The sequence below is a fragment of the Paenibacillus sp. J22P165 genome (assembly GCF_059692015.1).
This window is the reverse complement of record NZ_JCAUAP010000022.1, coordinates 24,970-47,309: the sequence shown is the minus strand read 5'-3', so window position 1 is coordinate 47,309 and position 22,340 is coordinate 24,970. Positions and strand designations below refer to the sequence as shown.

Sequence of the window (22,340 nt, the reverse complement as noted above, 5' to 3'; positions counted from 1 at the left end):
GATTAGCTCTCTAGTAGTTTCTTACCCTAGTTTTTCCATTTTTGAGAGTGTCTAATCATGCCAAAGTTAGCGTTCATGTCTATGTATTTTTCAATTTCGAATAAATTTCACATCTTTCGTCATTACATATCAACTTCAGACCTATATTTAACGATATAATAGGTATAAAGATCTACTTATAATGGAGGTGAATAGTACTTAAGGTCGAAAAATATCGACATTTCACATCAACTTGGCTACTACATACGATTAGCAAATAGATGTAAACATGTTGTATAGACTGCTTTTACTCTATTACATTGCCAACTCATGTTTAAGAATTCGGAGGACCGTTTATGCGTCAGTTATCTTCTCGCGTGAAAAAAAAGCGCGCACTGCTTCAATTTAGAAATAAAATTCTTGTCCTGCTTTTAACACTTTCTCTGGGCGTGCTGCCCTACTACAATTTTGTTGCAATAGCAGCGTCTGTTGCTCTAACTCTGGAAAAAACGGTTGACAAAACCACTGCTAAACCAGGGGAAACGATTACTTTCACGATCAAGTATGCCAATCCAAGTACCACTGATCCCGCTATAGACATGGTGATTACGGATATCCTGCCGCCAACACTCGATTACATTGATGTGGATACTACAACAGACATAGCTACAGTAACCTCCGTTGCAGGCACCGTGAAGTTTAACATGATTCACATTCTACCCGCAGGTAAAACTGGCGTACTCAAGCTGAGAGCGAAATTCAAAGAAGGTGTCACCCGTCAGGGCGATATTGCACAGAATACAGCTACCGCAACCGCAGCTAACGCCGGTCTTACTTCGTCTACAGCCCAAGCTGTAACTGCTACCGTGGATGCACCAGATTGGCTTATCGAGAAGTCCAAAATCAATCCCACTGTTGATCCTGCCTTAGATAGTGAAGTCACCTATGAAGTCAAATTAAAGGGCAACAGCAAGCTAGGCGGGTCAAATATTAGTCAAGTAGGCGTTTATGATACACTTCCTCCGAACTCTACGTTTGTTTCCGCTTCTGGCGGCGGCGTTTATGATTCCGTGTATGGCAGTGTGTACTGGACAATTCCTACATTAAATGTAGGGCAGCAAGTTACTTACCAAGTTGTTCTGAAATTCCCTAGCCCGACCTTTAACATAGGCAACTCCGTAACCAATTCAGTTTATGCTGCAGGAACCAGCCTCGCTGGAACTGCCCTTATGACAAATGTGGCACATGTCACGCATCTTCTCGCGGCACCTGCGCCAGGTATTTATGGCATTAACAAAGATGCCCGTCAAGCAAATGATGAATATGCCATTGGTCAAATGGTTGATTATAAAATCAATAGCTTTGGCAACAGCGGCAACGTACCTCTGGATAGCCTGATCGTCGAGGACGCAATACCTGCCCAGCTTAATCTCAGCAAAGTAACTACGGGCTCCTATGTGCATAATACAGGAGTTACTGTATCTGTTTTTTATCAAATTAATAATACTAACACTTGGCTCTCTTGGAATGGCGGCAGTGGCTTGAGTACGAGCAGTAGTCAGGATTTACTCGTATCCAGTTTAGGGCTGGCAGGTGCTGATTACGTCTCGAAGGTCAAGTGGGAGTATAGCGGGGTTCCTGCTGGTTTCCGTGTCGCTTCTGATCTTCACGTTTACGGTCAACTACTAGGGACAGACCATGACTCACACCTTGTCACAACAAATCAAGTGATTCCAAATACCGCTACGGTTACCGCGACATATCTCGCTGCTCCATTTACAAATAGCGATACCGTCACCATAAAAGTGGTAAATCCTCAGCCTTGGATCGTAGCTGATAAGTCCGTAGTTGGCAGTTCCAATTTGAATCTTGGCGCTACAGTTACCTATAAATTAAGAGTACAGAATCACCCGTACGCTACTGGTAACCTAACCTCTCCGACGATTCTTGAATTCTTCCCGGAAGAATTAGACAATTTTACAATCGTTAGTGAAGATCAAACACACGCTCACACGAGTGGGACTATCAACTTCAGCAATACTACGCCGACTGTTGGCACTGTCACTTATTCTGTCTATAACTGGACATTTACAGGAGCGGTCCTACAGCCTGGAGACTATATTGATGTGACAATCAGCGGGAAGATTAGAGACAACGCACTGAATGGAAATTTCAGCAACACCATGTATGCCGCCAGCTCAGTTACAGATATCTTCCGAAGTGATACCCCTACCATTCCTGATAGCATCAATTGGGATGCCAATGGAACAACTACAAAATATGTATCTGATACAGCGAATGTATACGTGAAATTTAGAGGATCGCTCGAATCTGTAAAGTGGGTAAAAGGTGAGCTTGATAGCGGCTTCTCCAAGTATCCGGCTACCGGAAAGACTCTCCCTGGCGGAAAGGCGATGTATCAATTAACTGTAAGTAACGCCGATTCTAATGGACCGATATCCAACATTGTCATTATCGATAAATTACCGCGTATTGGTGATACAGGCGTTATTGATTTGAGTGGACGAAGCACGGAGTGGAGACCCTACCTAGTTAATAATGTAACAGGTCCTGCTGGCGCTGCTCTGAATTCTCAAATCAAAGTCTATTATTCCACCAATGATAATCCAAATGTCAGCGAAATTTCAGATCCTCTTCATCGCTCGACTACGGATACAAGTGATTGGAAGATTACGCCACCTACGGATATTACAACCGTAAAAGCACTGAAATTCGATTTTGGTAATATGACGCTTAGTAGAGGCCAATCCGTCACCTTGGAATGGGATATGCGTGCACCTGTTAGTGCGCCAAGAAATAAAATCGCTTGGAACTCATTTGGTTATGGCGCTACTTATCCAGACTCAGGTGGACCACAAGCCTTCTTGCCCTCTGAACCTATTAAGGTAGGTTTCGAAGTAGAAGGTGTAGATCCCGCAGGAACGAGCAACTTAGGTGATTTTATTTGGGCAGATACGAACGCAGATGGGATTCAAGATGCCGGGGAAGTTGGCATCAATGATATACCTGTCTATCTTTATCGCGCCTCAGCACCTACAACTCGAATTGCCTATACTAGAACTGGATTTGAGCACGGGACGAATAAACCGGGATACTATGAGTTCCCTAACCTTATCGCAGACGATTACATCGTTGAATTCGTTATGCCAAGTGGAAGTTATTATCTATCACCTCAGGATAATCCATCGGCTACAGATGCAACAGATAGTGATTTTTCATTATATAATTCAGGCGCCCAAACCTATCGCACTCAAGTTATCTTGCCTGCAAATACAACCAATATGACATTAGACGCAGGTATTTACACGAAGGGTGAGATTGGTGATTTGGTTTGGAATGACTTGAATGCCAACGGCAAGCAGGATAGCGGTGAGCCAGGTATAAGCGGAGCGACAGTCAAGCTGTTCAAATCATCCGATTTGGACCCAGCACATGTCCTTCAGACGACAACAACGGATGCGTCTGGTAAATATTTGTTCCCTCAATTGGATCCAGCCCATTATACGGTTCAATTTATTAATCCTATTGGTTATAAACCTACTCTTAAAGATCAGGGAGGGGATGATGCCAAAGACTCTGATCGAGATGTATCAACAGGCTTTAGTCATTCAATCGCATTGACATCAGGGAAACAAGACCACACTGTCGATGCAGGCTTCTACCTCGGCGAGATTGGCGATTTAGTCTGGTACGATCGCAACGCCAATGGCGTTCAGGATGCCGGAGAGCCTGGTATTTCAGGCGTAACCGTCAAGTTGTTCGATGCTTCAAATCTAGCAACAGCTTTAATGACAACAACGACTAGTAGCAGCGGAATTTATAACTTCTCTAGCCTCCTGCCCGGCAGTTATGTTGTAAAGTTTACAAGACCAAGCTCATATGACTTCTTTTCCTCAGCTAATCAGGGTGCAGATGACGCGAAAGATAGCGACGCTGCCTTTACAACCCGTGGAGATTCTGAAGCAACGATCAATAACATTTCCCTGATGGATGGCGGACGTGATTATACGTTTGACGCCGGTCTATATAAACCAGCAAGTTTAGGGGATAGAGTCTTCTTGGACGCTAATAAAAATGGTATTCAAGATGCGAGTGAAGTGCCTGTCCCAGGTGTAGTTGTGAAGTTATATTCAACCTTGGATCCTACTCAGGTCGTCGCTACTCAAACAACAGATGTCGCCGGTTTATATAAATTTGCCGGTTTAAATCCAGGAAGCTACATCGTAGAATTCGTGAAGCCTCAGGGTTATGGAATATCAGCCAAGAATCAAGGCGGTGATAGTGCCAAGGACTCTGACGCTGATCTTGCAACTGGTAAAACAAGCGTTGTAACCTTATCTGCCGGTGACGATAACAACACCATCGACGGTGGACTTTATTTATTGACGGACGGCTCGCTAGGAGACATCGTATGGCATGATCTGAATGCCAATGGCCTGCAAGATAGCGGTGAACCAGGCATTCCTGGGGTTACAGTGGAGCTTTATACGGCAGGGACGGCAACATTGCTAGGCACGCAAACTACGGATGCTGGAGGGCGTTACCTATTTACAAACCTCCTGAACACAGGTAGCTACCAAGTTAAGTTTATTGCTCCTGCAGGCTACAAAAAAAGCCCAATAAATGTTGGTAGCGACGATAGTAAAGATTCAGACGCTGACCTAACCACAGGACTTAGTCATACCATTTCCTTACTGACTACAGTTAATGATTTGACCATTGATGCAGGCTACTATAAACTTGCAAAGCTGGGAGATCGGGTATTCCTGGATTCAAATAAAAATGGCTTGCAAGATGCCACAGACGTTGGCTATCCTAAAATGACAGTCAAACTTTATCTCACATCCAATCCGACCGCCGTTCTAGATACACAAGAAACGGATGCCAGTGGCAATTACTTGTTCGAGAACCTGGAACCAGGTTCCTATGATGTCGCTTTCCAACCTGTCAGCGGTTATCTATTTTCAACTAACCTTGTTGGTGCAGATCGAGCCGTCGACTCCAACCCTAGCAGTTCTGGCCGTGTAACAGGGATTGTTCTACAATCTGGCGACGACGATCGCACCATCGACGCTGGTATCTATCTGCAACCTGTTTTCTATGGCCCTGGACCACTACCGACACCAAGCGTAACACCTGCACCGACGCCAAAACCAAGCATTACACCAGGAGTTACTCCAAGTGCTACGCCTAAACCTAGCACGACGCCTTCTCCTGCTCCTGCTCCTTCAGCGACGCCAGCTGCGCCTATTACAACCGATGAAGATACATCCGTTGAAGGCATCATTCCAGTGGTATCTCCGGAAGCTGAGGAATCCATTTATGTAGCTCCTGAAAATGGTGATGTCGAGCTAACAGACGATGGCAAATGGATCTATACGCCAAAAGAAGGATTTAATGGAACCGATGGCTTCACAATCGCTATTAAAGAGCCTGATGACTCCATTACGTATCACGATGTTCAAGTTAGCGTATTACCAAAAGGCAAGAAGAATAGCACCGTTGCTTCCCTTGTTCCGAAAACAGGCCAACAAGCCTACAGCAATTTCTATTTAACCGGATTAGCCATGGTGCTTGCAGGATTAAGTGTTTTTGGAGCCACCCGTTGGCAGCAACGCAGAAATAAATAATTTTTGACCTTAGGGGCACAACATGTGCCCCTTCTTAATTCCTTTTTGACTAATCATAATGAATCAGCTAAAGGAGGCGACAGGGTGCATGTTCCGACTAAAAACACCGAAACCAAAGAAATCATATGCAATTTCATATGGTCTAGCAGGGCTACTACTTGTCGCTGGAATCTCCTTGCTCATTGTGGATTCGTATACCAAACATAGGGAGAGCCAGCAGTCCCTCATTTTACATAACCAACTCTCACAGCTGTATTACTCAAATCCTACACCCCCTGCCTCCATTCAACCTAAAGTAGCGGATACTCAAGCAGAAGCACTTCCAACACTCCTGATGCCAGCGAACACGCCCCCATCCATTCGGGACAAAATAAAAAGCCTAACCGCCGTGAACAAAGAAATCATGGGTTGGCTTCGTGTTGAGGGCGCAAGTGTGGATTATCCCGTGGTCCAACATGCCGACAACGACTATTATTTGCATACGGATGCTGCAGGTAAACCATCCATATATGGGAGCATTTTTATAGATTCTCGCATTGATATGAATCGTCCTCAACGTAATATCGTAATCTATGGGCATAATATGTTGGATGGCACTATGTTTGGAAGCTTAGGCAACTTCAAGAAGGAATCTTTCTACAAAGAACACCACTCGATTCAGCTCGACTTACCCGATGAAGTTACGAACTGGGAGGTTTTCGCTGTCTATACGTTAGATGCGAGTCAGGATACCGTTGAAGCCTCTTACGATAATGAGCAGGCTTATCTACATGCACTACATGAATACCGCCAGAAATCGCTCTATCCCACAAAAATTAATCCTTCAGCGAAAGAACAAATCATCACGCTTGTTACCTGCAGTAATGAGACCGATGATACGCGTCTCGTTGTGCATGCGGTCAAAAAAAAGGAGCCATAGGCTCCTTTTTTTATTTATATTCAGTTTTAGCGACAGGGTAGTCACTTTCTTCCCACGTATGATTCATGCCCTTGAGCGCTTTACTCGTTACATTATAATAGTCCATAGATGGATTTGATGTTGAATCATTAAATACGGTGTCAAGCATATACCAGTTATCCTCGATTTTCACTTCATTCCACATGTGCGGTTGTTCCACATCATCATTGATATAACCTACAACTAGATGGCTTGTAATTCCCGCTTTGTTCAGCAGCAGATTTGTAAGGATCGCATAACCCTGACATACTGCTTTCTTATTGTATAGCGCTGAATAGGCCGTATGGCCAATGTCACCTAAATCTTCATACGAAGTATGTGAAACAACATAGTCATGAATAGCTAATTCTTTCTCAAAAGGAGTCATCTTGGGCGTAATAATTTCATTCAATATACGGTCAACTTCCAAGTCCACATATTGATCCTGCTCCAGCGTCGTCAAATATTCCGGATGCAATGTAATCTTCAGCTTGCCGATACTACCTTTCATCGAATAAGTGAAACTCTTCATATTCCAAAATAATTCTTCTTGTAATCCACTTTGAGCTTCGTGAATAGTGTCCTTCACACCTTGCAAATAACTTGTTGAATTTGTGGGTGCTTTAGCCGTGTAAAGAATCGCTATCTCTTGCGGTTTCTTGGCCAACTCTTCTTGTAGCGCTGCTTCCAGCTCCGCTAAATCGTTAACCTCTACTACTGAATTTGTAGAACTCGGAATTGACGTTGCCGCGCTTACCGTTGTAGAGACCATGAAGATAAAAAGTGTGAATAGGGCAAGAGACATAGATAACTTAATGCGCATGACAAAAAACCTCCTTTGTAGTGAAGCCAAAAGAGGTTAGATTACTCTACTACCTCTTGGCGGCCCGACGATCATAGCGAATGCTTTAGACTCGTGGCTTTGCGTCCCTGCCTTTCGACAGGTTTGCCTTTTTCAAAAGTTAAATGATATATAAAATATATGTACTATTCTACCATTTTCGACATTGAAGTCAATTGAATTGTTTCATTTGGTAGTCGAGGAGAACTAGGTTGAAAGTAGTACGTGTCCTTTCATGCAGAAGTGGCTGTTACCCACTTGGGCAACAACCACTCTTTTTATTTGCCTCCATTCAAAACAAGGATGTGGTGCATTCCCCCCTCATCATTAGCTAACCGTCTTCGGCCTCTCCATTCGTGTAATACCCGGCCAACGAAACGTCGCCCATTCCGGCTGCCGCTTCTCAATACGTGCTACAACAACCGTCATATCATCCTGAATTTCTCCATGATGATGCCTGAAAATGCGCTCCAACAAACAATCGGCGAAATCCTGCGGTAACGATGTATCAATCTCCTGTATCATCCGCTTCATCCACATCTCCTTGTTCACGGCATGGCCAGGGGCGTCATAGATGCCATCGGTCATCATCACGAGAATATCCCCCGATTGCAGCGGGATGGAAACCAGATCAACATCGATCTCGCTCAAAATGCCTACCGGCAAATTATTCGCCGAGATCGCAAACACCTCTGTCCCCCGCTTAATAAAGCTTGGCGTAGAGCCAATCTTCATGAACGTCGTATTCGCGTTGTACATATCGATCAACGCCATATCCACCGTCGCGTACATCTCATCGGAGGATCGCAGCATCAACACCGAGTTCAGCGACTTGATCGCCAGCTTCTCGTCCATCCCCGACTGCAGCAGCTGCTGCAGGATGCTAAGCGCCGTCTCGCTCTCCGCACGCGCGCGCTCGCCATTGCCCATGCCGTCGCTCAGCGCAACGGCATACTTGCCATTGCCCAGCTCCACAGTGGAGTAGCTGTCGCCCGAGAAGAGATCGCCTCCCTTGGCAGCGCCGGCGACTCCGGTTTCTACCTCGTATTCCTTGGCGGAGCCGAATACGACCGTGCTGTAGCCCTCGCCGCGCGTGTGCATCTCCTCACGCATCACAGCGACGTTCTCGCCGATGATTTCGCTGAGAAGCGGCGCGATGATTTTACGACATTCATCAAATCCCTTCGTATATTGATGGATAATTTCAATTTCGATATTTCCTTCATCTAAGGAAATAACGTCAATCGTATGGATGGACAGACCTAATTCCTCCAGGGCATTACGAATTTGCTCTTCTTGGAGGAACAACTCCTGTCCTTCCCTCTTAATTTCCTTCGCTAGGTCTTCCATGACCTGCGAAACGCCTGATAATTGGTCGGCAACCAGATGCCGGCTATCAATGATCTGCTTTTTCCAATGCATGTCATTCTTATATAAACTATATTGCTGTTTCATGACATCAAGCACTTGCTCAGTCCGGATACACACCTTCTTCCATTCAGGGGGAATCTGCTTCTTTGACATACTCTCCTTCGTCTCAATCTGGCTCATCATATCTGTCATATAGGTGTAGGTTTGATAGAATTTTTGATCCCAGCACTGGCTCTTCTTCCAACAGGACTCACACGCCTTCTGGGTGACTGCATTCATAAAATGCCCGACATCCTCCTCCTTGCGGGTCACTTCGTCTTCCGTTGTCAGCTGTTTGAAGCTGCGCGCCAACTGGCGAAACACCTCAGAAAACTGCTCAACACGCCCCGCAGTTACATCTCGGACACGCTTCGCATAATCCTGCTGAGACTTTAGATTCTCTTGAGTGCCTGGTACGTATTTAGCAAGCATGAGAATCACGCTACGCGGTGTAAGGAGGAACAAGGCAACAGCAGCTAGTGACTCCCAGGCGGAGTTGATAACATCCACACTAGAGCCCATATAGAAAGAGAGAATGGAGGATCCAAGCAGCATCCCAAAGGCAACCATCAAGCGATTCCCCTCTTTAAGGAGACCAGCGAGCATACCAGAGAATGCAAGTAGACTCATCTGATAGATCGCATTACTGTTCGCCAGACTTAGAATGAGACCTGTCACAACACCGACCGACGCTCCGAACGGTGCTCCACCTACTAAGGCGAACAGTAGAATTAAATAACGAGACAACACATGCTCTATCGTAACAGGACCTGCGATCCAGCCAACCGTACCTGTCATCACAGAAGCCAACAAAATAATTAAACAAATGATCTCCTCATGTTTCAAATGATAGTTTTTGCGGGTAAGTGTAAATACAGGGATGGCTTGAATGAAAATGAGCGTCAGCACCAAACTTAGCAACGCTTCTACGGTGAGCATCATCAGCGAGTACCACGTCAGATTAGATACAACCAACTCCGCAAAGAGCTGCACAAGGAATGTTGAGCTAAATACGAGCAGCGGTGCTAACGAAACGTCTGAGCGTTCATATTTCTCCAGCGCCTTCTGGATCCCTAAGAAAATAATAATTTCTGTCACCAGATAACCAGTGTTTCCGTTCACCGCGAGCAAACTCCCAGCAAAAGCAGCAATGCCTACCCAGTGCAAAATATCCTTTCTTGTAAAATAGATCACTGCAATAAACGCCAACGCAAATGGTGATAACTGTTCTAGAATCATCGCACGACCTAGCAAGAAGCCCATAACGATAAGCAGTAACGACCACTTCTTAGCAACAAAAGCTTGCACCCATCGATTCTCCACAGCTGCACTGTGAACACCTACTTTTGCTTTCTGCCATACTCCCGACCATCCGCCACTCATCACCGCGCCTAAGCTTCGTCTTTGCATATTCTCGAACACCATCCATTTCTTCCCTTATTTGTTACTCTAGTATATAGACAATCTAGTAGAAAGTTTGTCAGAATGAGTTGATAGATTCAAAGAAATTTCCGACATGTCCCGATGTCTTTGTCAACAGCTCCCAGCCCTTGTCTACTCTAGGTTCCTTGTATTGAAAACGTTTCCAAAAGTCTGATTACCTCGAACTTTCGCCCTGCATATGCGGGAGATACCCGTAACTCCATGTCGATTGATTTGCACCGTTTGAGCTGGATTTGTCACACCCGATCATCCGCGGCAAATAAAAAACCACACTCGCCTAAGCGAATGTGGTTCATTATCTGCATCTATTAGTCTCTTCTTCCGCCTCGGCCACCGCGTTTGGACTCGGTGTTCTTCTTCAAGGACGAAATCCGCTCTTCACTATCTTTGAGGAAACGAGATACTTTATCTTCGAACGAAAACGGTCTAGCTCCGCCCTGCTGCTTGTTAAAGCCGCCGCGACCACCACCGCCGCCGCCACGATTGAAGCCACCGCCGCCACCTGGACGACCGCCACCACCACCTGAACCACCGCTTGGAGGGCCACTACGTTCTCCACCACCGCTTGGGCGACCACCTTGGTAACCGCCGCTTGGACGATCTCCACTAGGGCGACCTTGATAGCTGCTGCCACCTGTACGTTCAGGACGAGCAGGTCTTTCCTCAACTGGCTTGTCAATCGTTTGCTTGATCGACAGTCCGATCTTGCCATCCTTGTCCACGTTAATTACTTTGACCGTTACCTTGTCTTCTAGCTTCAAGTGGTCATTAACGTCCTTCACATAATTGTCCGCGATCTCCGAAATGTGAACAAGACCGGTAACTCCTTCAGCAAGCTCGACGAATGCTCCAAAGTGAGTAATCCCCGTCACTCTTCCCTCTAACTTGGTGCCAACTTCAATTGCCATAAAGTAAAATGTTCCTCCCTTAAAATGTTGAAAACACTGGCTACGCCGATTATAACCGATGCAGAAACCACGGTCAACACGGCATTCGCCACTTCTTCGTAACGTTTTCTTACCACATAAAAAAGTATAAGTTTTCGGTATCCGAAAATTGCTTTGTTATTGGCGATAAAATCCACCATATACAGGGATCTTTGGTCGGAGACCAAAGTCTCTCCGCTAATAAACGCGGTCGCTCACCTTCGAATTACCTCGATAGAAATTTTCTCATTGCGACTTCGAGGCGCTTAGTGGCGTCTCTCCCGTTTTGCTGTAATGAAAGTCCCGGCGAATAATCTGATCCAAATATTCGTCGTTATGCAGCCGTGCGATTTCCTTCGTCGTTTGGGCATTCACCTTCTGTGCCTGGGCGAGTTGTTGTTCCATATTCGCTACGACACTTCTCTTCTCGTGCAGCTTGGCGAACTGCCCCCAGATGTTAACAGCAGCCCAGCTCAGAAAACATAAGACAATGATCAAAAGGATACGCAGTCTTCGCTTCGAGCCTTCCCGACTGTTGCGCTTGGTTGAAACGGTTGCTTGAGCATGCATGAATAGGAATTCCTCCTACTTCGAGAATATCCTGTGATAAAGCGCAATGATACGTCCCTTTAGTTTCTTCAACCATTCAGGGATCACCAAGTACTTATGCACAGGCTTAGTCATCCAGAGGAATAATCTCCACACAGGATAGAGCAATTGTAGCACAATTCTGTAAAGGAATATAGCTACGGCTAGCAAAAAGCCTAAAATTATCACCGTTAGACGATATAAGCCAATAATCGGTTTAATGATCAGAATTTCGACAGTCCGCGTAAGGAAGCGGTAAATCGCCACAATAATTCGAATGAGAATGAGTGTAAGCCAGACCACCAACCGACTCAGAAGCGCGAAGTAGAAACAAATTCCGATCCCCATCCCGAGGAAAATAAAAATACGAACTTGTCCTTCATTACTGTAAATGAGCATCTTGAACACCAGGATTGTCGCCACAATCCAATAGATACTATCTACAATCGGAATGCTCCAGCGCGGCAATCGCAGCTTGCCCGAGAGTACATGGAAAACATCGAACAGAGCTCCTATGCAAATTCCACTCAAGAACATCATAAAAATTGTCTGAAATTGAACGTGAAGTGTCACTTAAATAGCTTTCCAAGAAACCCCTTGGATTTCTCCTGGGTATTCCCGTCCACATAGGCTAATTCATGAATGATACCTTCAATGGCGACTAATCCTTGCTCCAAGCTCAAGTTCTTGATGTGCAAATTCTGCCCCTTAATCATCAAGTAGCCCATTTCCGTTTCTAGGAGGAATTCTTCGCTATCAAAGCTTTCTACGTTCAAAACTCCTGAAATTTCCAAGAGTTTGCGATTCAGCATCTTAATTTCTTGCCTTTTATTACTATTTTTCACGGGTTCAATCATGGCCTGTACCCCTCCTTCACCTAATCTTACGATATGGGAGGATGTCCTTTTTTAGAACCAAGCCTTGTGCCTATGTCTACAAAAAAAGCAGCCTAAAATTCCCTCTGCAGGAATCCCAGGCTACTTCATCGTTATGCGTTATTCGGATTGGAACGCTTCTTCCTTCAGCAACGTGTACATCTGCGCAGCGTCTTCCTTACGGGTAGACTCCGTCAGAAGCTCAACGCGAATCGTTACTTTCTTCTGACCGAACTGAATGGACAGCTCATCTCCAACTTTCACATGTGTACTCGCTTTAGCGTCTCTACCGTTAATCCACACGCGTCCTTGATCGGACACATCCTTCGCAACTGTACGGCGTTTGATCAGACGAGATACTTTGAGAAATTTATCGATCCGCATTATTTTACAGCGTCTTTAAGCTTGTTACCTGCTTTGAAAGCAGGAACATTGGATTCTGCGATTTCGATTGGGTTACCCGTTTGTGGGTTACGACCCGTACGGCCGGAACGTTTGCGAGTTTCAAATGTACCGAAACCAATCAATTGTACTTTATCTCCGGATGAAAGAGCGTCTGTCACTTCACCAAGGAATCCGTTAAGGACAACTTCTACGTCTTTCTTAGTAAGTCCGCTTTTTTCAGCGATGTTGTTGATCAAGTCTGTTTTGTTCATGTGTTTTCTTTACCTCCCAAAATGTTTGAAGATCAGGTCTTCTATGTACCAATTGTGGTTACATTTCATGATTATACCTTGCAACAAGTCTAGTATTCTGCTTTTTTCGGCAAAATCCTTCTATCGCAGATCAAGTTTTACAACTTTTTTTGCTTCCTGCCAATATTGTTCCATCTCTGATAACCCAGTTTGTTCAAAAGATAAGCCCTTTAAACGTAGCTGTTCCTCAATATATGAAAATCTTTGCATAAATTTACGATTTGTTTGAGCTAGCGCTTCTTCAGGGTCTACTTTGAGGAATCTAGCAACATTTACGATAGAAAAAAGAACATCTCCCAGCTCATCGCGACGCTCTTGAGCACCTTCTTCCACGGGTTTCGCTATGGCTTCACGCAGCTCTACGAGCTCTTCTTCCACCTTAGCAAGTACATCATCCAGCTCCGTCCAGTCAAAACCGACCGTTGCGGCCTTTTTCTGCAGCTTCATCGCCTTCATTAAGCCCGGCAGCTCACGCGGAATACCATCCAGCACAGATTGTTGCGTGACATCGATGCCTTTCTTCCGCTTCTCTTCAACCTTAATCGCATTCCAGTTAACCAATGCCTCATCGGCATCCTCTGCCTTCGACTCGCCAAACACATGCGGATGACGGCGAATCAACTTCTCATTCAACGTAGCGATCACATCATACACAGAGAACGTACCGATCTCCTCTTCCATTTGAGCATGCAGCATGACTTGTAAAAGTAAATCGCCAAGCTCCTCGCACATATGATCTGGATCATCCTCATCGATCGTTTCGAGCACTTCGTAGGCTTCCTCGATCAAATTCTTACGCAGACTCTCATGCGTCTGTTCACGATCCCATGGACACCCTTCGGGGCTGCGCAGCGTCTGAACAATCTCATGCAGCTTACCAAACGTCCGATAATAAAGCGCCTCCTGCTCACTGCGTGGTACCCACACCAGCGACAGGTTGCCGTAGCCCTTGACATGATCCAGCTCGTGAAGCGGCACTTCGATAATCTGTTCCTGACCTGCCACTCCTAAGGAGTGACCCACTACAACCCTATACTCGTCTGGATAGGCATCCATCAAGCTAATTTTCAGATCAGATGCTGTATAGGTATCGTACACTTGCCCGATTACCGTATGCAGCTGCGGATTCAAAGCATAACGACTGATACTAGTCGCATCAAGCAACTGGAAGCCATCGATAGGATCGAAGCCAAAGCGAAGGAATGCTTGGTCCAAAAAGCTCTCTCCGCCTGTGATTTGGAGTTCAATACTTTCAGATGGGCAGCGTTGTTTCAAGAGTTGCACCGTGTACTCTGCCACCATGGGATGGCCTGGGACAGCGTAGAGCACTTCAGTCGTATGGTTTTTCGCTGCTGTGATTAATTCTTCCGCAATAGATTCATAGACTCCCTCGAACGACTCATTCGACATATAATTTGCATCGAATGTTGCGTAAGGAATCTGATTGGCATCCAGAAGTTGCACCATCGGATGATCTTTCGTCCGCAGGAACAGCTTCGCTTGCGACTTTGCCGCTAGTTGAAGTTTCTTCCATACACCTAGTGTTAGTTGATCTTCGTCTCCTGTACCGAGTCCAAGGACGGTAATTCGCGGGTTGCTCATTGACATCGGATGACACCTCCTGATTAATAGTTATTTAATGGATCTAGGGAGTCCAGTAATAGTAAACCTACAACAACAAACCTACTACTTCTCGCGCTTCGTCAGCCTCAGCTTCCGGTCCAGCTCCGGCATCAGCAGCAGCTCCTCACGGCTGATGCTGCCGCTGCGCAGCAGCGCTAGCGCGTAGACGGCCGCGCCGCCGGCTACGCCAACGAGGGCGATGGCGCTAGCGCTCCATCGCTCAGGCAGCTGCCATGCTGCGCCAGCGAGCATGGCCAGGCCTTGCAGCGCTGCGAGGCCGCCGCCCATCAGTCCCACGGCAAGCAGGGGACTGACGGCGTACGGCCGCAGCGCGAAGCGCACCCCGGTGCTGCGGCGCAGCTGCACCAGGTTCAGCCCCGCCGCAGCGGCGTAGGCGATCACCGCGCTAAGCGCGGCGCCCTCGATGCCCCAGCGGGGCATCAGCACCACGTTGCCGAGTGCTTTCAGCACGATGGCAACGAGCAAGGCTTTCACCGGCGTGCGAATCGCGCCGGCGCCCTGGAGAACGCTGGCGCTGACAGCGTTCAATGTACTAAACAAGGCCGTGAAGGCCAACACGGCCATCGTCCAGCTCGCCTCGGTGCTCGTATAGAGCATCAGATTGATCGGCATCGCCAGGAAAGCGAGGCCAAACGAGGCGCCGAGTCCAATTAACCAGGCGAGCCTCACGGACATCTCCGCGCGAGAGCGAATAAGATCAACCTGCCCGCTTAGTTTCGCTTCCGCAATGGCTGGTACCAAAACGGCCGACATCGAGGAGGCCACCATGACGACTAGCTGAACAAGTGGCAGCCCTCGGTTATAAAGACCGAACTGACGCATTGCCTCCAGCTCGCTGCCCATTGCAGCTTTTAGTAAACGAGGCATCGTGAACGTATCCACCAGCGTGAGCAGCGGTACGACAATCGCACCTAAGCATACAGGGATCGCATACAACGTAATCCTTTTCGCCCATTGCCACGATGAGATCTCTTCCTTCGCCTCTAAGCCAGCCGCTATCGCTTTTCTTACTCCCTGCTCTAACGCTTGCCCGTTTCCATCCTGCCTCTCCCCATGTGTCGGCGAATCTGCTTCCACATCCTTCATCCGCCGCTCTCGCTGCCAGTATACAGCCATTACGACGAGACCCGCTCCAGCGCCTGTCACAGAGCCAAATGTGGCCCCTGCTGCGATCCATGCCTCGTCATAAGCGAGAGCAACTAAGTACAGGAGTAAAGCGACCATCGTGATCACACGAATAAGCTGTTCAATAACTTGCGATACTGCGGTTGGCACCATGTTCTGATACCCTTGAAAATAGCCGCGGAGGACGGCGAGTACAGGAGATAAGAGCAGCGCGAAGGATATACTGCGGATTGCTGTCACGGTTTGCTTAATGCCAATCCAACCAGCGATTGCCTCGGCGCCGAAATACAACAATAGAAACAAAAGAAGCCCTGCGCTCATTAATAACGCTGATGAAACGACCACAATTCGTTTGGCACCTGAATGGTCCCCTGCCATAACGCGTTCAGCTACAAATTTAGACACAGCGACTGGGAATCCAGCAGTAGCTGCAAATAAGATTAAAATATAGAGCGGATAAACCGCATTATAAATACCAAAAGCCACATCTCCCGCTACGTTTTGCAAAGGGATCTTCTGCAGCGTTCCCAGTAGCTTAGAGATCACAGCAGCAGCCCCAAGCAAGGCAGCGCCTTTCAATAGCTTGTTCCCCTGTTTACGGGTACCACGCTCATGGGGCCGGTCGAGCTGATGACGCTCCCATTTCTTGTCGCCCACTCCCATCCGATTTACCCCTCTACACTTTCATAATTCCTATGTACGTATTATAGCGAAATCTGCCAGTTCAGACAAAAAAAGCTTCACTTACAGATGCGTCACCATCTCCGTAAGGAAGCCTTCGTTTGGCATTATGTGTTCACTGCTCCATCTGCTTCGCTAGAAATCCAGCGGCAGTCTCAACCATTTTAACTTCCATATTCCCCATCTTCACATTCTCATCCTTCGAGATCAGAATTACCGAACCAATGGGATCCCCTCCTGCTACAATTGGCGCAGCTACGAAGGAAGTGAACGTTTCATTGGTATCTTTAATAATCTCAAATTGCCCAGAGCTACTTTCAATGACGGCCTTACGATTTTCCATGCAAGACTCTATAATCGCCCCAACGGATTTCTCTAAATAATCTTTTTTAGAGCCGCCAGCCATAGCAATAATATTATCTCGATCTGAAATCAAGGCAACATGATTGGTGCTTTCAAATAGCGACTCTGCATATTCCTTCGCAAAATCACCCAGCTCACCAATCGGTGAATATTTCTTCAGAATGACTTCTCCATCACGATCCACGAAAATTTCCAAAGGGTCACCTTCACGAATGCGTAGGGTGCGCCGTATTTCCTTGGGGATTACAACTCTCCCTAAATCATCTATCCGACGGACAATTCCAGTTGCTTTCATACCTCTAGATGCCTCACTTTCCGCTTTCGAATTAGATACGACACGAGCATGAAACCTTGTATGCTAGATCGGGATTTGGTGGGAACTTGAAATCTATCCATAGTATTCTTCACTTCCCATTCTTCTATGCAGACGCCTCGACTAAGCAATTTACTTTATTTAGCTCTGCACCCTGCTGCGCTTATCATGTCCAAAAATGAGAAATAAAAACAGGATGCCCATTAGCGGACATCCTGGTAAGTTCTTACTTTGCAGCTGGGCTTGCAGCAGGACTAGCTGCTGGACTTGCCGCTGGTGCTGGGTTTGTTTCTACTTTTGGAAGGTTATTCGTTTCAATCAATTTCGGATATTCTGTTTCAGCAAACTCAGACAGGGATTTCTCTGCAAGCTGAGATTTGATTTGTGTTTTAAGTGTATCATCCAATTGCTTCGTGCTTCTGGATTCAACTTTCATCACGTGGTATCCGAATGAGGATTCAACAGGATCACTGACTTTATTCAGTGGAAGTGTGCTAGCTGCATCCTTAAATTCTGTTACCCATTGATTAATGTCAGCATCTTTGTACGTACCGCCATTATCTTTGGAACCTGGATCATCGGAAAACTCTTTCGCTAACGCTGCAAAGTCGCCGCCAGCATCTAGCTTCGCTTTCACTTCTTTCGCTCTTTTCAGTGCTTCTTCTTTCGTACGAAGATCTGCTTGTGTCGCAGAATCTTTCAATCCGATTAGAATATGGCTAACCGTTGCAACATCGAATGCATGCGCTGCCGCTTGCTCTTTATACGAATCTTGAACGGCTTGGTCTGTGATTTTACTTTCCATGCTGCCCATTGTGTAGAAGCTTAATTTCATCAGGGACTCGATATCTTTCAATTCGATTCCGTTGTCTTTCAACTGCTTGTCCATTCCGCCTTCTTGTTTACCGAAGTAGTCTGTAATAGCTTTCATTTGCTCTGTTACTTGTTTGTCAGCATCCGCTTTCACTTTGTCGTCCGCTTTAGCAGAAAGAACACGGAAAGTAACCATTTGCTTCAACATATCTTGTTGAAACGCAGGATCTGCCAAATACTGTGCTAATTGTGGAGAGAACATTTTGTTTACGTTGATGAATGAATCGAATTCACCGCGTGTAATTTTCCCGCCTTCTTTGTACGTAGCAATAATATCACTTGGATTACCTGTAGCAGCCGCTGATGCGGAAGGCGAAGCTGTCGCAGCGCCTTCCTTTTTGCTTCCACACGCGCTGAGGACAGAGAATGCAAGGACTACTGTCACCAAACCTAATATCCATTTTTTCGAAGTACGTCGTTGTCTGCTAGTTTCATTTGGCAACATCCTGTAATTCCCCTTTCGTTTTCAGAACATCCTTATATTGTACCAAGAATTTCTCCAACAATTCGATGGAGGCTTCCGGCTTCATACCTTTAAAACGGATAACAATGAGTAGTTGCGGATCTGCATTCAATTTGATACGACCATCAAAACCTTTGGACAAAGCAAGCAGCTTCTGTCCATCCAGCCTGCCATTCTGGTCGATATGCACCTTGATTAGGTAATCCTCCCCTTTTTGGCTAATCGTTTCAATCCGGTACTCCGAACCGTATGCTTTCAAACGAGCCACTGTCAGTAGGTTGAACACGGCCTGCGGCAGATCACCGAAGCGATCAATGAGCTCATCATGCAGATCCGCGGCTTCTTCCAGCGTACGAATGGCGGCCACTTTTTTGTATATTTCGATTTTCTGCATGCTGTCATAGATGTAATCAGATGGCAAGTAGGCATCCAATTGAATATCGATCGACGTATGCCATTCCGGTTCTGGAATGACCGCTTCTCCATCTATTTCAAGCTTCAGCTTAGCAATTTCTTCGGCTAGCATTTGAGAATACAAATCAAAGCCGACAGAAGCAATGAAGCCGTGCTGCTCAGCACCCAATAAGTTCCCTGCGCCACGAATGGATAAGTCCCTCATCGCAATTTTAAAGCCTGAACCAAGTTCTGTAAACTCTTTAATCGCTTGAAGTCGTTTCTCGGCAACTTCTGTCAGTACTTTATCCCGCTGATACGTGAAATAAGCATAAGCGACGCGATTCGACCTACCTACACGTCCGCGCAGCTGATAGAGCTGGGAAAGTCCCATTTTATCCGCATCATGAACAATAAGTGTATTTACATTCGGGATATCTACACCCGTTTCAATGATACTTGTGCTAACGAGAACATCGTATTCCCCATCCAAGAAATCGAGTATCGTCTTTTCAAGCTCCTGCTCGCCCATTTGGCCATGTGCAACAGTTACCCTCGCGTCCGGAATCATCATCGAGATTTGATCAGCGATTTGTGTAATCCCTTGTACACGATTGTAGAGATAGTACACTTGCCCCTCACGCGCTAACTCTCGCTCAATGGCTTCTCTAACCAGCGTCGGCCCGTATTCCACCACATAGGTCTGCACCGGGAAACGGTTCTCCGGCGGGGTTTCAATGACCGATAAGTCACGAACGCCCAGCATGGACATGTGCAAGGTTCTAGGAATTGGCGTTGCGGTTAGGGTAAGCACATCCACGTTCGTCTTCAGGCGCTTCAGCTTCTCTTTGTGGGACACACCGAAACGTTGCTCCTCATCGACAATCAGCAAGCCAAGATCCTTAAACTGGACATCTTGTGACAAAAGACGATGAGTCCCGATGACAACATCAACGGTACCTTTCTTAACGCCCTTCATTACCTCGGTTTGTTCCTTCTTCGATCTGAACCTACTTAATACCTTTACATTAAACGGATAGCCGGAGAAGCGTTCACGGAACGTTTCGTAATGTTGCTGCGCCAAAATCGTCGTTGGCACGAGCACCGCCACTTGCTTCCCGTCAATCGCTGACTTGAAGGCAGCGCGAACTGCAACTTCGGTTTTGCCGTATCCAACGTCGCCGCAGAGCAACCGATCCATTGGACGTTCTTTCTCCATATCCTTTTTGATTTCCTCAATAGCGCGAAGCTGATCTCGTGTTTCATCGTAAGGGAACATCGCTTCAAACTCATTCTGGTAGGAACTATCTTTACTGAACCCGTAGCCAGTCGCAGCTTGCCGCTCCGCGTACAACTTAATCAGCTCATCTGCAATATCTTTGACAGATGCACGTGCTTTGCTCTTCACGCGAGCCCAGTCTGCACCACCAAGTTTATATACCTTCGGTTCTTTCTCTTCGGAACCGACATACTTCTGAATCAAATCAATCTGATCAATCGGAACGGACAGCTTATCGCCGCCAGCGTACATAATATGCAGATAATCCTTATGAATCCCGCCAACCTCTAAGGTGCCAATACCTACGTATTTCCCAATCCCGTGGTTCACATGAACAACGTAGTCGCCGACTTTTAACTCTTGATAGCTCTTGATCCGCTCAGCGTTCTCCAGCTTCTTCTCCACTTTACGTGCTTTACGTTGCTTCTGGGTGAATATCTCACCCTCCGTAATAACGACGAGATGGATCGAAGGCATTTCAAAGCCTGTTTGCAGATTGCCATCAACAATTTCAGGTACTTCAATCTGGTAGTCGCCTAGAACACGACGTACACGTTCTGCACGGTCGTCCCCGTTCGCCAACAGAATGACCTTACTGCCATTCTTCTTCCAACGCTCCATCTCCGCCTTGAGGAGATTCATCTGACCATGGAAGTTTTGCATAACACGGCATACGAAGTTCACAATGTTTTGCGGCTGGATCCCCGCTACCTGACGAAGGAAAAGGGATACATACAACGTTGGGAACGGTCTGCGATGTAACAGGGTTTCGTAAGATTTGGACAGCACAAAAGCCGGCAAGCTCTTCCCCTCAGTTAACGCATGCATCATCCATTCGGCTTCATCGCGTTCAAGCTGCTTCGCTGTTTCCAGGAGGCGGGCCGGTTCATCGATAATGAGAATCGAATCTTTGGGCATGTAGTCCATGAGCGTCTGTCTTTCCGTGTATAGGAGAGATATATATTTATAAATACCTGGGAACGTCTGACCTTCGCGCATCATCTCGATATCGCGGCCTATGACCTCTAACAGCTTGTCTTTGGCTGAACGTTCAGTCATCTTCGCCAGCTGGGCCTGCAGCAGCTCGTACGCGTGCTGTGCCGCTGACTGTAAACGCTTTCTATCCACTTGAATCTCTCGGCATGGCGGGATCGTCACGGTCGTTAATTTATCAATTGACCGTTGGTCACTTACGTCGAAAGTCCGAATAGAGTCGACTTCGATATCAAAAAGCTCAATCCGGATGGCATTCTCCGACGTTAATGGAAATAAATCGAGAATACCGCCTCTTACACTCATTTCGCCTTTGGTTTCAACGCGTTCAACTCGTTCGTAGCCTAGGCTAGATAACGTAGCTAACAGTTCGTCTAATTGAACAGTATCGCCCACATTGATCGTTACACGAGATTCCTCGAACACCTGTTTGACTGGCAGCAATCGTCGCACACCTGCAAAAGGAGCAATGACCACGCCGCGGTATCCGCCGGCCAGTTTCGTGAGAACGTCAATACGCTGCGCTAGCATCTCTGGGCTTGAAGCCGCTTCTTCTGTCGTCAGAAGCTCTTGAGATGGATAGAGCAGCACTTCATCAGGGGATAGACACTCCAGGAGGTCTTCCGCTATTTTTTGCGCAGCGAACATATTATGCGTGACAACGAAAAGCGGACGCTCAAGCTCACGCGCGAGTGAGGCTAGCATCACTTGCCTGGAGGAGCCAGTTAAACCGGCAATGAGCTGCTCTTTCATTTCGGACTTGAGGCCTGTCACAATCGTTTGAAAGTCGGTATCCGCAGAAAAAGCTTGAATTAAAGCTTGCAAACAAGTACACTCCCCTCACAAAAAGAAGCCTCGGCACACTTGC

At 46.6% G+C, this 22,340-nt stretch carries 15 protein-coding genes and 1 riboswitch; of the genes, 2 read left to right on the top strand and 13 right to left on the bottom strand.

The genetic code is table 11. The annotated features are described in order from the left end of the window. Positions 1-335: 335 nt before the first annotated feature. The gene (locus AC58QM_RS33425) at positions 336-5,630 is read left to right on the top strand and encodes an SdrD B-like domain-containing protein (protein WP_497289056.1); all 5,295 of its coding nucleotides are present in this window, start codon (positions 336-338) and stop codon (positions 5,628-5,630) included. Positions 5,631-5,718: 88 nt separating this feature from the next. Next, positions 5,719-6,549, top strand: coding sequence for a class B sortase (gene srtB, locus AC58QM_RS33420; protein ID WP_497289055.1), 831 nt, complete (start codon positions 5,719-5,721; stop codon positions 6,547-6,549). A gap of 10 nt (positions 6,550-6,559) precedes the next feature. Here the strand turns inward: srtB and AC58QM_RS33415 are convergent, their stop codons facing one another. The 13 genes from AC58QM_RS33415 to mfd all read right to left on the bottom strand — a co-directional run bounded on the left by AC58QM_RS33415 (position 6,560) and on the right by mfd (position 22,297). Then, positions 6,560-7,390 carry a transglutaminase domain-containing protein gene (locus AC58QM_RS33415; protein WP_497289054.1) on the bottom strand — a complete coding sequence of 277 codons (831 nt, stop codon included), beginning with the start codon at positions 7,388-7,390 and terminating at the stop codon, positions 6,560-6,562. 55 nt (positions 7,391-7,445) lie between these two features. Further along, positions 7,446-7,528: riboswitch (cyclic di-GMP riboswitch) on the bottom strand. Between the two features lie 207 nt (positions 7,529-7,735). Beyond that, on the bottom strand, positions 7,736-10,201 hold the full coding sequence (spoIIE, locus tag AC58QM_RS33410) for a stage II sporulation protein E (protein ID WP_497289071.1): 2,466 nt from the start codon (positions 10,199-10,201) through the stop codon (positions 7,736-7,738). Positions 10,202-10,569: 368 nt separating this feature from the next. Continuing rightward, positions 10,570-11,169: a S1 domain-containing RNA-binding protein gene (locus AC58QM_RS33405; RefSeq protein ID WP_173121002.1), complete on the bottom strand. Its 600-nt coding sequence runs from the start codon at positions 11,167-11,169 to the stop codon at positions 10,570-10,572. Positions 11,170-11,433: 264 nt separating this feature from the next. Then, entirely contained in the window at positions 11,434-11,757 is a 324-nt protein-coding gene (locus tag AC58QM_RS33400) for an FtsB family cell division protein (protein WP_497289053.1), read from the bottom strand. 15 nt (positions 11,758-11,772) lie between these two features. Continuing rightward, on the bottom strand, positions 11,773-12,348 hold the full coding sequence (gene yabQ / locus AC58QM_RS33395) for a spore cortex biosynthesis protein YabQ (protein ID WP_497289052.1): 576 nt from the start codon (positions 12,346-12,348) through the stop codon (positions 11,773-11,775). Continuing rightward, positions 12,345-12,632 carry a sporulation protein YabP gene (yabP, locus tag AC58QM_RS33390; protein ID WP_056617955.1) on the bottom strand — a complete coding sequence of 96 codons (288 nt, stop codon included), beginning with the start codon at positions 12,630-12,632 and terminating at the stop codon, positions 12,345-12,347. The genes yabQ and yabP overlap by 4 nt, the downstream gene beginning before the upstream one ends. 138 nt (positions 12,633-12,770) lie before the next feature. Next, positions 12,771-13,034, bottom strand: coding sequence for an RNA-binding S4 domain-containing protein (locus AC58QM_RS33385; protein ID WP_057313307.1), 264 nt, complete (start codon positions 13,032-13,034; stop codon positions 12,771-12,773). Further along, a complete protein-coding gene (locus AC58QM_RS33380) occupies positions 13,034-13,306 on the bottom strand; it encodes an HU family DNA-binding protein (protein WP_028557378.1) in 273 nt (90 codons plus the stop codon). The genes AC58QM_RS33385 and AC58QM_RS33380 overlap by 1 nt, the downstream gene beginning before the upstream one ends. 120 nt (positions 13,307-13,426) lie before the next feature. Next, positions 13,427-14,953, bottom strand: coding sequence for a bifunctional methyltransferase/pyrophosphohydrolase YabN (yabN, locus tag AC58QM_RS33375; protein ID WP_497289051.1), 1,527 nt, complete (start codon positions 14,951-14,953; stop codon positions 13,427-13,429). A 78-nt stretch (positions 14,954-15,031) separates the two neighbouring features. Further along, positions 15,032-16,777 (bottom strand): putative polysaccharide biosynthesis protein, encoded by a 1,746-nt coding sequence (locus AC58QM_RS33370; protein ID WP_497289050.1) that lies wholly within the window; start codon positions 16,775-16,777, stop codon positions 15,032-15,034. Positions 16,778-16,910: 133 nt separating this feature from the next. Then, entirely contained in the window at positions 16,911-17,453 is a 543-nt protein-coding gene (gene spoVT, locus AC58QM_RS33365; protein ID WP_065854327.1) for a stage V sporulation protein T, read from the bottom strand. A 244-nt stretch (positions 17,454-17,697) separates the two neighbouring features. Further along, positions 17,698-18,789 (bottom strand): peptidylprolyl isomerase, encoded by a 1,092-nt coding sequence (locus AC58QM_RS33360; protein WP_497289049.1) that lies wholly within the window; start codon positions 18,787-18,789, stop codon positions 17,698-17,700. After that, a complete protein-coding gene (mfd, locus tag AC58QM_RS33355) occupies positions 18,776-22,297 on the bottom strand; it encodes a transcription-repair coupling factor (RefSeq protein ID WP_497289048.1) in 3,522 nt (1,173 codons plus the stop codon). Before mfd ends, AC58QM_RS33360 begins: the two co-directional genes overlap by 14 nt. Positions 22,298-22,340: the final 43 nt, after the last annotated feature.

Bases quoted from the DNA above. Each gene is read 5' to 3' on its own strand.
- AC58QM_RS33360 (WP_497289049.1), bottom strand. From the start codon at position 18,789: ATGTTGCCAAATGAAACTAGCAGACAACGACGTACTTCGAAAAAATGG.
- AC58QM_RS33400 (WP_497289053.1), bottom strand. From the start codon at position 11,757: ATGCATGCTCAAGCAACCGTTTCAACCAAGCGCAACAGTCGGGAAGGC.
- AC58QM_RS33370 (WP_497289050.1), bottom strand. From the start codon at position 16,777: ATGGGAGTGGGCGACAAGAAATGGGAGCGTCATCAGCTCGACCGGCCC.
- spoIIE (WP_497289071.1), bottom strand. From the start codon at position 10,201: ATGAGTGGCGGATGGTCGGGAGTATGGCAGAAAGCAAAAGTAGGTGTT.
- yabP (WP_056617955.1), bottom strand. From the start codon at position 12,632: ATGATTGAACCCGTGAAAAATAGTAATAAAAGGCAAGAAATTAAGATG.
- AC58QM_RS33405 (WP_173121002.1), bottom strand. From the start codon at position 11,169: ATGGCAATTGAAGTTGGCACCAAGTTAGAGGGAAGAGTGACGGGGATT.
- AC58QM_RS33425 (WP_497289056.1), top strand. From the start codon at position 336: ATGCGTCAGTTATCTTCTCGCGTGAAAAAAAAGCGCGCACTGCTTCAA.
- spoVT (WP_065854327.1), bottom strand. From the start codon at position 17,453: ATGAAAGCAACTGGAATTGTCCGTCGGATAGATGATTTAGGGAGAGTT.
- AC58QM_RS33415 (WP_497289054.1), bottom strand. From the start codon at position 7,390: ATGCGCATTAAGTTATCTATGTCTCTTGCCCTATTCACACTTTTTATC.
- AC58QM_RS33385 (WP_057313307.1), bottom strand. From the start codon at position 13,034: ATGCGGATCGATAAATTTCTCAAAGTATCTCGTCTGATCAAACGCCGT.
- yabN (WP_497289051.1), bottom strand. From the start codon at position 14,953: ATGTCAATGAGCAACCCGCGAATTACCGTCCTTGGACTCGGTACAGGA.
- AC58QM_RS33380 (WP_028557378.1), bottom strand. From the start codon at position 13,306: ATGAACAAAACAGACTTGATCAACAACATCGCTGAAAAAAGCGGACTT.
- srtB (WP_497289055.1), top strand. From the start codon at position 5,719: ATGTTCCGACTAAAAACACCGAAACCAAAGAAATCATATGCAATTTCA.